Below are 11,676 nucleotides of genomic sequence, written 5' to 3' on the forward strand. Positions count from 1 at the left end.
GTAAAAGAACCGCTCACGTTGTCGCCTATAACATTGATATAGAGAGAAATTCTTTATTTGCGTTGAGGAAGCGATTCAACGATAGTAGACGCTAGAAGCGCCATCGCTAAATGGGGTGAAGATGACTTAATCGTTACCCGCTATCGATGAGCTAGGTTTGTGACCAACAGGACACCAAATGTCGAACTCAGAAATCAAACAAAAAAATCCGCAGATTGAAGACCAAATCATGGATCGCGCTGTGGAAATCCTTACCGCGTACCTGTCGAATCCCACGACGCGCCTCGATCACAAGGACATTCCCGAAGCATACCGGAATATCCGAGACGTTCTGAAAGAGGGACTTGGCCTTGCTGCGTCTGAAGAAGACAAGGGCGATCTGAAACCAGCAGTCCCGATCAAAAAATCATTCACCGACGATCACATCGTCTGCCTGGAATGTGGCGGCAAATACAAAAGTCTCAAGCGCCACCTTGGCCAGATCCACGATATGACGACGACGGAGTATAAGGCGAAGTGGTCGCTTAGTGACGACTATCCGCTCGTTGCGAAATCCTACTCACAGCAGCGCTCCGAGCTGGCACTGAAAAACAATCTCGGTGAACAAGGCCGCATCAACCGCAAGCGGAGCTAGTCAACGACGCTTACCCGTCCGTTTTGACCGTGATTTCTTTCCGCCCATAATTGCGTCAATACTCAGGCTGGCCGACAGCTTATCGATCGCCGGCCAACCTTCTGGCTTTTCAATCTTCCCCTCGTCTATCGCGCGTTGGATCAAAGCGATCTGAGCCTCGCTCGCCGGCTCGGACTTCAAACGCTCCTTAAACGCCTTGTCAGCCCGCTCTTTCGCACCCGTCAGCCAATCTCCAAGCCTTGATCGATCAGTCAACGCTTCTGCCGGGATCTCCTCCCCGAGCTTCTCAGCCAATTTCTGCGCGAACTGGAGCTGAGGCGTTGTCGGCACCGTCAATGCCGACAGATCAACACCTGTTCGACCAAGCTCCTGCTGGATCAAGTTGTCGGCCTGGGCGACAACATCGAGATATGTCGCTTTGCCGGTAGCAACATGATCCAGCTTCACCTCCACATCGCGCGTAAAGTCATACTCCAGAAAACCGAACTTTCCGGTAAGCGCATCGATCGCGCGAAACGCCTTGTCGGCCGGATGCACATGGTTCTTTTTCTCTTCTACATAACCTCTGAACATGATGTTGGTGATGATCGCTGCGTAGGTCGATGGCCGACCAATGCCAAGCTGTTCGAGTTTTTTGATCAGGCCTGCCTGCGAATAGCGAGCCGGGGGCTCTGTCACCTTCGACAACACCTCGCCCTTCTCTGCCCTTAGCGCCGTCCCGACTTCCAAAAAGGGAACATTGCCAACCTCTCCCTCGCCTTCATCGGTTTCGTCAGCCGCGTCCGTTGTAGTGAGGGCTCGCCAACCTTTCGACTTCAAAGTGTTTGATCGCGCCTGGTAGTGGAATATCATTCCGTGCCCCTCGCCCACCATGCCGACCATGACAGATGCATAAACGGCATCAGCTAACTGACTGGCGATAGCCCGCTTGCGAATTAGGTCATACAGTGCCTTCTCATCATTGGTCTCCCCTGCCCGCTCTGTAGCAACGTGCGTTGGCCGAATGGCCTCATGAGCCTCCTGCGCATCTTGCTTGCTGCCAAATTTCCGCGGCCCCTTGGGTAACAGCAGATCCGCTGTTGCGGCATACTGGCGGATTTCAGCGATCGCATCATCGCTTAGGTTCTGGCTATCTGTCCTATGGTAGGTGATCAAACCCTGTTCAAATAACGCCTGGGACACCTTCGCAGTGTGCGCCGGCTTAAACCGGAGCTGAGCGCTCGCCGCCTGGAGAAGGGTCGATGTCGTAAAAGGCGGTGGCGGAGCCTTTTCCACATCCTTCATCTCGCTTTTGATGACCTTCAGATCCCGAACAGAAGCTGCCTTTCCGGCCAATTCTTCATCAAGAATGTACTTGCCACCCTCCGGCAGGTAGCGCTTCACGAACCAGTCTGCCGACCATTTAGCGTCGGCGAAATGAAGCTTCGCTTGAAAATGCCTGGTTTGCTTAAAGCCGGTAATCTCGCGCTCTCGCTCGACCACCAGACGTACTGCAGGGCTCTGAACCCTGCCAGCGCTCGCACGCTCCTTGAGCATGTGACCGAGCACCGGGGAGATGGTGAAGCCAACAAGCCGATCAAGTACGCGCCTGGCTTCCTGTGCGCGAACCAGATCGATATCGATTTTCCGTGGAGCAGACAGTGCTGCTCTGATCGCCGCATCCGTTATGCTATCGAAGGTCACCCTGCGAGGATCGCTCAGCCTCAGCACCTCGGCAAGATGCCAGGCGATCGCCTCTCCTTCTCGATCAGGGTCAGTCGCGAGATAAACCTCATCAGATCTCACGGCCAACTCTCGTAGCTTAGCGACGACACCCTTTCCTCTTTCGGTGAGCTGATACATCGGCTTGTAATGAGGTCCGACGACCCCCGCCTGGTCTTCCGGCAAGTCCCGCACATGTCCAACGCTTGCGGCGACTGTCCAGTCGCCACCCAAACCAGAAAGAATCGAACTGATCTTCTTCACCTTGTTAGGAGACTCGACAATCATCAGCTTCATTGCGATACCCACTGTAATGCGTTAGGTTGTCGGGGGGCATTGCCATGCGTATTAACGTTATTGACGCCGACTATGCGAGCTAAAACCTGTAGGTTGATACGATTATTGTAGAGGCTTAACGTCTATGATCGCTTTCGACAACACATAAAGAGGTAATGAAAATGATGTTGAGCGCTTCATTCACGAAAACGGACATCGAGAACTCGCAAATTTCATCGCGATTACGTGACGCGCTTCTTCTCTCTTTCGCTGACAACGTCGATATGCCGAAGACGATCGAGGTCGATGGACAGGAATATGTTGTCGATGACGACGAAATATCGACTATGTGGAAAGATGACGGGTCTACCTCGAATGTGATCTTCATTTTCCCCGGCTACGCCCGATGGACAAAATGGTCTGACGCCGATGGCCACGACAGCTTCAGCGTTGATTTTACCTTTACGGGTGATCGGTCCCAGGATCTTGCAGCACTCGAAAACTTCAACGCACAGATAACGGACTGAGCATGGCCAGGAAAAACAAAAACGACAACGGTGACGAACCAAAGAACCCGTTGCGGCACCTGCGGCCACGCCTGGTCCCTTTCCGGCTGCATCCGTTCAAGCAACAAGTGCGGAATGTAGCCGAACAGGCCTCGTTCCTATCGAAGCTGAAGTCATCAATAGATGCAGAAGAACATATCTGCCCCAAATGCGATGCCAGGATGGTGTTCAAAGCACAGGAAGGAGAAGGGGCAGCATCTCTCGTTTGCACTTCATGCGACCACTCAGAGCCGCTTTCTATCAACCCGATTGAGGCAATGGAACGCTCACACCGTTTCATGGATCAATCGAACCAGATGTTCTACGTCGGCCTCGGCGCGGCTGTTCTCGCATCTCTGATTTCGATGTGGAATGGAAGCGTCTTTACTTTCCTCGGCGGCATCCTTCTTGGCTCCATACTTTGGGTCCAATCAGCAGGCATGCGCTATCGAGCATGGCAATACTCCAACATGCGCGTTTACGAGCGAAAATCGCCGTTCAAAGAGTGGCTACGATCTGAACTGCCATTCTTTAAAAACAGATCAGCTTAGGCGGGATTAAGGTTCGCGCAAATATTTCCGAGCGTAATCTCCATACCGACTGTGTTGCCAATGATGGCTCCAACATCATCGATAAAGAAGCACAAGACCCCGCCGATGAAGAACACGACAGGTCCGAATGCGGTTTTGTTGTTTCGACCCGTTGCAATGCCGTTCGCCTGTATCGCCGCCGTGGCTATCGCGATCGAGCCAATAAACATAAAAAAGTATGCAAGGCTTTGGTGAAATAGATCACAATAGGGAGTGCTTTCCCCTCCCCCAATATAGGAAAACATATCCAGGGTCCGGTCGCCACCCAAGACGAATGTGTTGGCAGCACGCCAGAGCAGCAATGGCGAGACGACCATTGCGCCGGCTAGAAACAGTCGAAATGGTATGCTGCCCTTTGACGGCAGGCGGGGGGAAACCTCTCCTATAGCATGCTGATATGCATCAACTAACGCCAAGATGCCAATCGTAAGTCCAGCGAGGCCCATAAACGTATAAACAAGCGTTGTCGCGGACGGCAGAACGACGGCAAGTTTGTTAAAAAGGGTAATAAGATCGGGCATACCAGACTTGCTCCGTTACTTCCCGCTCAATTTTTGGAAAGTTTCAGTCTGAGCGTTGATGACCAAGACAGCTTGCGAGAGTGCTTTCTCGAGCTTCTCCACCCGATCCTCCAGGGCTGCGGTTCTGTTCCGAAGCTGCTCAACCTCAAGAGGGATCGATGGAGCGAAGCTCGGCTGGGTGTACGTCCGAGCCTCCGATTGTTCAGATTGGTACTGCCAGCGCGACCCACCCTCGCGAGGCTCGTTCTGACCTTGCTGCTGTTGTTGTGTAGGTTGCTGTGTAGGTTGTTGTGTCGGCTGTTGTGCCGGCTGCTGCTGTGCGTAAACAGGCCCGCTCGCTAGTAGCGATGTGAGTATGATTATTGTTGGCCGATTAAGCATCTCAGGCTTCCCTTGGTCTTTAGCGTCGGGTTTCCCGGTGGCATTCAAAACAGTCGCGCGGGCTACCCTTAATTTGGCGATATGATCTGCCACATCGGGTGGGATACGGCTTCCACTTTTTTGTCAGCCCTCGGCCGAAACCAAATCTTCTGCAGGCTCTTCGTAAACGTTCGGCACAATCGTGCAGAACTCCAGGCGCTCCTGATCTGTCATGAACCGCCAGTCAATGGCATGCTCGATTAGTTTAATGAGCCGCAACTCATGCAGCACATCCAGAGCGGTGTCGGTAAACTCGTTCTCCATCGAACGCGCAGCGAGATCGTGTGCATCGGCAGCAGATAGACCGTTGTGCAGGGCCACGCAGACGCGCTTACCTGTTGACGGCGAAACCATGTAGACAAGCGGTACGTACCGTAGAACGTCATTGGCCTCTGTCACACAATTCTCCTGCCATTTTATTCCCTTATGAACGTTGTCTGGATAATTCTATCCTTTTACAACGTTTGACTATCGGCATATTTTAAGACATTTTGGCTCTTTGGGGTAGGCTTAACGCTTATCAACGTTCCTGCTCAACCATGCTGAACGATTACGAATTAGTAATTCTACCGTCTTTGGGTGTCAACCTAAGACTTACTCGTCTACCAGGCCTAAAATCACCCGTTGCATTTTATTAAACGTTGATCGTCACCAGATGACTGGCGTATGGACGTATTTTGACCATCGCATGCCCCATGATATGATCATGGCTTATGTGCCTCGGTTTTTGACGTTTCTCAAGTCAAGACAACCAGTCAGCGATATATTGCTATAACGTTGTTACATTACTGCATCATCCCCACAACCATCGTTAATCTCCTTATCTCAGCGCACCCCCCCTTTTTTCCATGCTTCACGTCCAAGAACCCATTTAGTTAAATCAGCTCTTCAATTGATTTTGGTGCATTTTCTTCAACCCAACAAACTTTTGTGGTACCACAAGGTACCAACTGCCTTTAGGTGCAGTTACCGGCATTTGCATCGTGGCGCATTATTTTGATACGGGTTGACTGGTGTTGGTGTGTCTTGCATTGATTTAACCGCTGTTAACTGATACTGGTATATGTCAACACGGGTTAAATGCATTCGGTGCGCGTCGATACGCATCAGTATCAGGTCGCAGCACTGAGGCAGCTCAGGAATTCAAGCACCAGGAACGGAACGAAGATGCCAACAATCGCAGTGATGAGCCCAAAGGGCGGAGCTGGAAAATCGACGGTTGGGCTCATGCTCGCAACCACCTTCAACAGAAACGGCGCTTCCGTTGCCATTATGGACAACGACCCTCAGAAGACACTGAAAAAGTGGAAAGAGGGGAGGAAGGGTGAACTGCCCGTCCTAACCAAGTGCGACATTGAAATTGTCGCTGACATCGACAATGACGACTTCTTCGACGTCCTAAAGGATCTTCGCGAGAGAAATCAGATCGTAATCCTCGACACACCAGGTCGCGCGACCCTTGTCCTTTCCCGCGTCATTTTGCGCGCCGACCTCGTCCTCATCCCTGTTCGTCCTAGCCCCGAAGATATAGATCAGGCAATCGAAGCTATTAAGCTGATCCGGGCTGAAATGGAGGGGATTGGTCGAACAGTAGCTTACGCTTGTGTCATGACAGAAACCCCAGGTTCGGACGCCTTTAAATCGAAGATCCATAAAAAGTTCGAAGAGTTTGCAAGGGATGAAAACGTACCGATTCTCCAAACGCAACTTCGAGCGCGCGAAGCTTTCAGAACCGTATTTCTGGACCGTATTGCAGTTCATGAACTAGACCCCGATCAGGTCTCAGGTGTTGAAAAGGCTATTGCAAATGCTGAGGAACTAGCAGGCGAGGTGTTTTCACTTCTGTCTCCACGCAAGGAGGACGCAGCATGAACCAGACGAAAAGATTTACCCTTAGCGGTGTAGCCAGCCTACCTCTGCCTGAAAAAGAGGACGCTCCTACCAGCACGGAGATCGCAGCAGCAGATCGAGCAGCCGAACGAACCGGCTTCATGGAAGTGGAACAAAAGGTAGTTTCCACTCGTAAAAGGAAAGAACCTACCACGCAGATATCGGTACGTCTTCCTCATACCGTCGCCGAACGACTGCGGGACTACTGCGAAGACAACCGCTACACTTATGGTCAGATCATCGAGATCTGGATGAACGAAAAGAACATCTGAGGGCAGGGCAGGGAGTCCATGATGCCGAACTCTACCACCATAGTCGCCGAACTGCCGGCGCAGACGCTTGTCGTCCAGATAAGCATTCGTGTTGCGGATCTACCAAAAGCGTCGGTAGTGCCCGCCCAAGACGACAAAGGCCGCACTCAGGCGCAGCCAGACGTAGTCCTCACAATACCGTATGGAGGATCACCAGCTCGGATGGTTAGAGCTCGGATTAAGGGCCGCTCATTTCGAAGGCTAATGAACGAACTCTCCCTCTATCCGAACCCGCCAGAAAAGCTCGTCTTGACAGGTCGCCTTAACGCGGCAGACGAAATCGAAGGTGCAGGCTTCCTGCGATACACAAAGGATGTATGCGTTGCCGACGACAGAAACCTCGTCGCTTGACGAAACCTTTTACCGACATTTCTTCTCTACTGACAAAGATGCAAGAGAGAAGGCCGAAGCGGAGCTGGATGAGCGTCTAGGACAGCTCGCCTCCGATGGCGTCAGCCGTTACGAGATCACTCGCCAGATGATTTGTTCAATCGTGAACGCTCAAGAGCGCCGCGACGAGGAGATCAAGTCTCAGACGGAATTTGCTACCACAAACGGCCGTCCAAGTTCGACAGGTGATACAGGACCGTCTACGCGATCGTCGCGGCGCAGAACATCGGCGATCTCAAGCATTTTCTGGATCACGGTCATTATCGTAATCGCTGCTTTCGCCCTACCCAAAGTTTGGTAACGGTTGACGTAAACAGGACCGGCTCTACAATGCAAATATCCCTTGCACACATCAGGATATCCCACGTAGGATATTCGGATATTCAATAATGGATATCCCGCGAGGTATTTCAGATGCCACTTTTTATCAAAGACGACGCCGTAGACGAACTTGCCAAAAAGTACATGGCGCTTTCAAACGCGACGACGAAGTCAGATGCCGTTAAGCAGGCCTTACTGCAGGCCCTTGAGCGCCATGAATCCGCCCCCACAGCCATAGAGATTGCACGTAAGTATCGGGAAGCACTGAGAGCCAACGCCGGCCCGAACCAACTTCCGGCCGATAAGCCGTTCCGTGATAGCTGTTACGAGGGGAAATGATGTTTATCGACGCTTCAGCAATCGTCGCAATGCTCACCGATGAACAGAACGGGGATCATATCGCCGGGAGGATGCAAGCGGCCAAAAGCCGCCTGACATCACCGATCGCCGTTTTCGAGGCAACCATTACCGTTGCGCGGATACTCGACCTCCCCATCGGCGATGCCAAAGCCTCCGTCGAGAGCTTTATCGAAGCCCAGGGGATGAATATCGTGTCAATCACGCCCAAGGCAGCGACATTAGCGATCGATGCGTTCGATACTTACGGAATTGGACGGCATCCAGCAGCACTAAATTACGGCGATTGCATCGCCTATGCTTGTGCAAAGGCATACCGCAAACCACTCTTGTTCGCCTCGAGCGGTTTTACCAAAACGGACATCCAACCTGCCTGATACCTACCTGTCACGGCCTGGTTCCCGCAACGGAACGGTCGGTGGCTCGATCCCCATGTCATCCTGTTGTCGAGCCGTGCCTGGACGAGCCTGACCGTCAGGAGATCGGGAAGCCCTGGCTAGCTCGCTCCGCTGCACAAGAGATCTCGCCTTGGTTTTGGATGCCTCGCTTACAGCAGCTAACGAGCTTGACGACGGGCGCACCATGACAGCCCCTGAGCGAGCATAGCTCCGCTTGCCATAATGGGAAACTGCCGTAACGACCGACCGATGCCCCATTGCGGCGGCGACCTCGCCGGCCATCAAATCAAGATGCTCTTTAGCATTCGCCGAGAACTGATGGCGGCAATCATAGATCCGCAACCTCTTCCATTTGGAACCGATCTTCCGACGCCGCACCAAGTCATCGACAACCTGACGGAATATTCGATTTACGTTCGGGCCGTGCGTCTTTCTCCATTCCCTGCCTCGACACCAGACAAGGGTGCGCTCGATCGTCGCGAGTAGGGCAGGGGAGGAGCTGTCATCAATGTGCAGCTCCCTTACTGGCCCATTCCCACGACCAGGAACGCCTTCAGACGCCTGTCGATACTTCGCATTCTCGACAACGAGCACCCAACCTTTGCGCGCGACGAGTTGAGCCGCTCCAAATTCCTTCTGGCGAAGACCTGTCGCCACCATCGCGATCATGAGATCTGCAAGCCGGTGAGCGTTCTCGTCCGTCCGCTTCAGTAGGGCAGCGACAACCTCTTTCAACACTAATGGCTCAATATGACGAAGCAGTTTCTTGGACTTGGTCTGTGGCTTCTCAACGATATCGGTTGCCGTCAGGAAGGTGCCGGCGAACACCCCGCCATATGTCTCGCGCAAGTACCAGGTCACCGCATTTCGATATAGCCGCCACGTCTTTTTGGACAGGCCAACTGTCAATTCCTGAAGGGCATCTACCCACCGCTTAGGATCACTGACATCGCTGCCGCGCTCTTCATGCCACCTCAAAAATCGCCTTGCGTGAGATCCGTAAAGCTCTTCAGTCGACTTACTGACAGACATCATAGCCATCCCACTTTTCGCACTTTAGATTTCCCCCCTACTATATTGTATATGATGTAAGCGAATTGTAGCCGCTTACATTCCATTGCATCCGCTGACATCAGGCAAGCTAACTGCATGTAAAATCATTCTTTTTCTAATTGCCGGCAAGGCTTCCCGAACTCACGTTCGGTTTGCATGGTAACCAAACTGATTTCTTCGTCAATTAGATTGACATGAAAGCCCTCGTAAGTCATCGTGATGGCGCAAATATCCATCTTTTTCAATGAGATATATCGATGGAATTGGCTGTAAGCGGATTACATCCGATTGAATCTATTACTGGATTCGAATTACGGCAGGGAAACATCGATTGAATTCCGGAGAGGTATCAATGAGCAGGCAAATGATGATCGGGGCGATGCTGGCAATGGCGGCGCTCACTGGATGCACCACCACTGAAGGTCAGCAATCGACCGACGCTTTCGTGGCGCGAGAGATGTCGAAGCACGGCGTTCAAGGAAGCACCGCAAAAACGACCTCTGCACCTGATCGCGTTCTCGTAGCACCATCATCTTAGGAGTCTTCATCATGGCATCGGCAGAGAAAAAGGTCGCGGCACCTCTTGAAGAACCGCAAATTGAAATCCTCGTTGCGATCGACGATGGTCATAGCGAGATCAAAGTTGCGTATTTCGAAAATGGTACATCCGGCCCGATCAAGAATTTCTCCTTCCCATCGAGGACGATCCGCGGTTGGGAAGAAATGGACGCAACCGGGGCGGCTCCGCCCGACGCCTATTTCGCTTTTGATGTTGCCAACGCAAACCCGGCCGATCTAGCTCAAGCCTCACCGATGCTTGTAGTAAACCGTGGCCGCTCCGGTAGTGACAACGAAAACCGAACGCATGACTACCCTACATCGGATCGTAATCGCGTCTTGGTCAATCATGCCCTACACACGATCGCTGCCGGCAGGAACGTCTCGTTCACCTTGGCCACTGCCCTGCCCTATTCAGATTTCCACATGCCGGCCTCGGGCAAACACAATGTGGAACTGATCGCAAAGAAAAAAGAGAACATCGCCAAGAGTGTGATGGCGATCGAACCGCGCACGTTGAAACCCAAAACGACAACCTATTCAATCGATGACCAAGCGGTGTTCTCCGAGGGTGTCGCTACCTTCTTTGACTGCATGATGGGTTACGACGGATCGTCGGTGCAATCGAACAAAGAGTTCGCGGCACGGTTCGAACATTCGACCTCATATGCTGTGATCGATATCGGCGGGAAAACCACCGACATTGTGTTCGGTTCGTGGAGCGGAAACTTCGCCGACCAGACGATGATTAAGACGAAAGCCTCGACCAGCCTAAAAGAGGGGACGCTCGATGCTGCTGACCAGCTCGGCGAGCTAATCAAGCAAAAGCTTGAACTACGCAGGGTTTCAGATCCAGAAAAGGCACTTTTCAATAAACAGATATCCGTCTTCGGGGAGCTGCATGATGTTAGCGCTGAAGCTGATATAGTTCTTGATGCGCTCTATCTGAAAATCAGAGAGCCCCTTTTGCGCCACCTGGAAGACGCTTCCGACCTCGCATATGTCATTTTCGTAGGCGGCGGCTCAATGCTTTTGAAGGAAAAGATTAGGACGCTGTTCAACCCCTCTGTGGTCCTCATTCCTGCGCAGCCTCAGTTTGCAAACGCTAACGGCATGCTCAAGGTTATGAAAATGCTGCATGCCGCCAAGGCACCTCGCCGGTAAGGTCATCTCATGGTGAAACGAGCGGCACGCAAACCTGCATCCGATAAGTCGATCCGCAAGGACGGTTTTGTCTTCGCCTCATCGGGCCTTGACGCTGTCCTTGTGGATTATCTGTACAAACAGGTACCAGATGGCAAGCGACGCGATCAGATGAAACGGTTGATGTTACTCGGTTTGATGCAGGAACTTGGCATCCAAAACGACAACATGTCTTTTATTCCGCCTAGACCAATCGGAATTTCAAACCGTGAACATCCGTCAACGTTAGAGGAGCGTTTTCTTGAACGCTCATCGTCTACGGAGACTTTCAATAATGTGCGTTCTCGTCTAATAGAGAACGACAACGACGGTTCAGTTACCGTTGATGATCTTGTTAAACCGAGAACACCAACGTCTAGCGCGGGACCTTCTACAGCATTCGGATCGAATATGGAGGATGAAGATCGTCCAAAAATCGATGTACCGACCGTTGTAGAAGGTCCCGAATCGTCAAACGACACGATCAATGGGCTTAACATCCAAGCGTTTATGGCCTTCAAGGGGTGAT

15 protein-coding genes are annotated in these 11,676 nt (G+C 52.1%); 11 read left to right on the forward strand and 4 right to left on the reverse strand.

The annotated features are described in order from the left end of the window. The first annotated feature begins 178 nt into the window (after positions 1 to 178). Positions 179 to 634, forward strand: coding sequence for a MucR family transcriptional regulator (locus tag RMR16_RS26345; protein ID WP_234625038.1), 456 nt, complete (start codon positions 179 to 181; stop codon positions 632 to 634). Here the strand turns inward: RMR16_RS26345 and topA are convergent, their stop codons facing one another. Continuing rightward, positions 635 to 2,632 (reverse strand): type I DNA topoisomerase, encoded by a 1,998-nt coding sequence (topA, locus tag RMR16_RS26350; protein WP_320188619.1) that lies wholly within the window; start codon positions 2,630 to 2,632, stop codon positions 635 to 637. Positions 2,633 to 2,793: 161 nt separating this feature from the next. On the opposite strand from topA, the gene RMR16_RS26355 reads away from it, so the two are divergent. Next, on the forward strand, positions 2,794 to 3,138 hold the full coding sequence (locus tag RMR16_RS26355; protein WP_234625036.1) for a hypothetical protein: 345 nt from the start codon (positions 2,794 to 2,796) through the stop codon (positions 3,136 to 3,138). A 2-nt stretch (positions 3,139 to 3,140) separates the two neighbouring features. Further along, entirely contained in the window at positions 3,141 to 3,707 is a 567-nt protein-coding gene (locus tag RMR16_RS26360; RefSeq protein ID WP_320188621.1) for a hypothetical protein, read from the forward strand. Here the strand turns inward: RMR16_RS26360 and RMR16_RS26365 are convergent. Continuing rightward, positions 3,704 to 4,267 carry a hypothetical protein gene (locus tag RMR16_RS26365; protein WP_320188622.1) on the reverse strand — a complete coding sequence of 188 codons (564 nt, stop codon included), beginning with the start codon at positions 4,265 to 4,267 and terminating at the stop codon, positions 3,704 to 3,706. The genes RMR16_RS26360 and RMR16_RS26365 overlap by 4 nt on opposite strands. 504 nt (positions 4,268 to 4,771) lie before the next feature. Further along, on the reverse strand, positions 4,772 to 5,086 hold the full coding sequence (locus RMR16_RS26370; RefSeq protein ID WP_320188623.1) for a hypothetical protein: 315 nt from the start codon (positions 5,084 to 5,086) through the stop codon (positions 4,772 to 4,774). 768 nt (positions 5,087 to 5,854) lie between these two features. Here RMR16_RS26370 and RMR16_RS26375 point away from each other — a divergent pair. From RMR16_RS26375 to RMR16_RS26395, 5 genes are all read left to right on the forward strand, one after another. Continuing rightward, entirely contained in the window at positions 5,855 to 6,559 is a 705-nt protein-coding gene (locus RMR16_RS26375) for an AAA family ATPase (RefSeq protein ID WP_234625032.1), read from the forward strand. Beyond that, complete coding sequence (locus RMR16_RS26380; protein ID WP_320188624.1) at positions 6,556 to 6,849, forward strand: hypothetical protein; 294 nt, start codon at positions 6,556 to 6,558, stop codon at positions 6,847 to 6,849. Before RMR16_RS26375 ends, RMR16_RS26380 begins: the two co-directional genes overlap by 4 nt. A 361-nt stretch (positions 6,850 to 7,210) precedes the next feature. After that, entirely contained in the window at positions 7,211 to 7,579 is a 369-nt protein-coding gene (locus tag RMR16_RS26385; protein WP_320188626.1) for a hypothetical protein, read from the forward strand. 113 nt (positions 7,580 to 7,692) lie between these two features. Further along, positions 7,693 to 7,938 (forward strand): type II toxin-antitoxin system VapB family antitoxin, encoded by a 246-nt coding sequence (locus RMR16_RS26390; RefSeq protein WP_320188627.1) that lies wholly within the window; start codon positions 7,693 to 7,695, stop codon positions 7,936 to 7,938. Further along, a complete protein-coding gene (locus RMR16_RS26395) occupies positions 7,935 to 8,333 on the forward strand; it encodes a type II toxin-antitoxin system VapC family toxin (RefSeq protein ID WP_320196645.1) in 399 nt (132 codons plus the stop codon). Before RMR16_RS26390 ends, RMR16_RS26395 begins: the two co-directional genes overlap by 4 nt. Before the next feature lie 3 nt (positions 8,334 to 8,336). Here the strand turns inward: RMR16_RS26395 and RMR16_RS26400 are convergent, their stop codons facing one another. Then, positions 8,337 to 9,386 carry a hypothetical protein gene (locus tag RMR16_RS26400; protein WP_320188629.1) on the reverse strand — a complete coding sequence of 350 codons (1,050 nt, stop codon included), beginning with the start codon at positions 9,384 to 9,386 and terminating at the stop codon, positions 8,337 to 8,339. Positions 9,387 to 9,759: 373 nt separating this feature from the next. Here RMR16_RS26400 and RMR16_RS26405 point away from each other — a divergent pair, with 373 nt between their 5' ends. From RMR16_RS26405 to RMR16_RS26415, 3 genes are read left to right on the forward strand one after another with little or no spacing between them, the layout of a single operon-like run. After that, complete coding sequence (locus RMR16_RS26405; RefSeq protein WP_320188630.1) at positions 9,760 to 9,945, forward strand: hypothetical protein; 186 nt, start codon at positions 9,760 to 9,762, stop codon at positions 9,943 to 9,945. 11 nt (positions 9,946 to 9,956) lie between these two features. Further along, positions 9,957 to 11,129, forward strand: coding sequence for a ParM/StbA family protein (locus RMR16_RS26410; protein ID WP_234625026.1), 1,173 nt, complete (start codon positions 9,957 to 9,959; stop codon positions 11,127 to 11,129). A gap of 9 nt (positions 11,130 to 11,138) precedes the next feature. Beyond that, positions 11,139 to 11,675, forward strand: a complete 537-nt coding sequence (locus tag RMR16_RS26415; RefSeq protein WP_234625025.1) for a hypothetical protein — start codon at positions 11,139 to 11,141, stop codon at positions 11,673 to 11,675. Position 11,676 lies beyond the last annotated feature (1 nt).

This window comes from Agrobacterium sp. rho-13.3 (assembly GCF_033957765.2).
GTDB lineage: Bacteria > Pseudomonadota > Alphaproteobacteria > Rhizobiales > Rhizobiaceae > Agrobacterium.

What these genes read in the sequence shown, in the direction of transcription:
- RMR16_RS26360 (WP_320188621.1), top strand. Translation starts at nt 3,141, where the DNA reads ATGGCCAGGAAAAACAAAAACGACAACGGTGACGAACCAAAGAACCCG.
- RMR16_RS26380 (WP_320188624.1), top strand. Translation starts at nt 6,556, where the DNA reads ATGAACCAGACGAAAAGATTTACCCTTAGCGGTGTAGCCAGCCTACCT.
- RMR16_RS26415 (WP_234625025.1), top strand. Translation starts at nt 11,139, where the DNA reads ATGGTGAAACGAGCGGCACGCAAACCTGCATCCGATAAGTCGATCCGC.
- RMR16_RS26395 (WP_320196645.1), top strand. Translation starts at nt 7,935, where the DNA reads ATGATGTTTATCGACGCTTCAGCAATCGTCGCAATGCTCACCGATGAA.
- RMR16_RS26355 (WP_234625036.1), top strand. Translation starts at nt 2,794, where the DNA reads ATGATGTTGAGCGCTTCATTCACGAAAACGGACATCGAGAACTCGCAA.
- topA (WP_320188619.1), bottom strand. Translation starts at nt 2,632, where the DNA reads ATGAAGCTGATGATTGTCGAGTCTCCTAACAAGGTGAAGAAGATCAGT.
- RMR16_RS26400 (WP_320188629.1), bottom strand. Translation starts at nt 9,386, where the DNA reads ATGTCTGTCAGTAAGTCGACTGAAGAGCTTTACGGATCTCACGCAAGG.
- RMR16_RS26365 (WP_320188622.1), bottom strand. Translation starts at nt 4,267, where the DNA reads ATGCCCGATCTTATTACCCTTTTTAACAAACTTGCCGTCGTTCTGCCG.
- RMR16_RS26410 (WP_234625026.1), top strand. Translation starts at nt 9,957, where the DNA reads ATGGCATCGGCAGAGAAAAAGGTCGCGGCACCTCTTGAAGAACCGCAA.
- RMR16_RS26345 (WP_234625038.1), top strand. Translation starts at nt 179, where the DNA reads ATGTCGAACTCAGAAATCAAACAAAAAAATCCGCAGATTGAAGACCAA.
- RMR16_RS26390 (WP_320188627.1), top strand. Translation starts at nt 7,693, where the DNA reads ATGCCACTTTTTATCAAAGACGACGCCGTAGACGAACTTGCCAAAAAG.
- RMR16_RS26375 (WP_234625032.1), top strand. Translation starts at nt 5,855, where the DNA reads ATGCCAACAATCGCAGTGATGAGCCCAAAGGGCGGAGCTGGAAAATCG.
- RMR16_RS26405 (WP_320188630.1), top strand. Translation starts at nt 9,760, where the DNA reads ATGAGCAGGCAAATGATGATCGGGGCGATGCTGGCAATGGCGGCGCTC.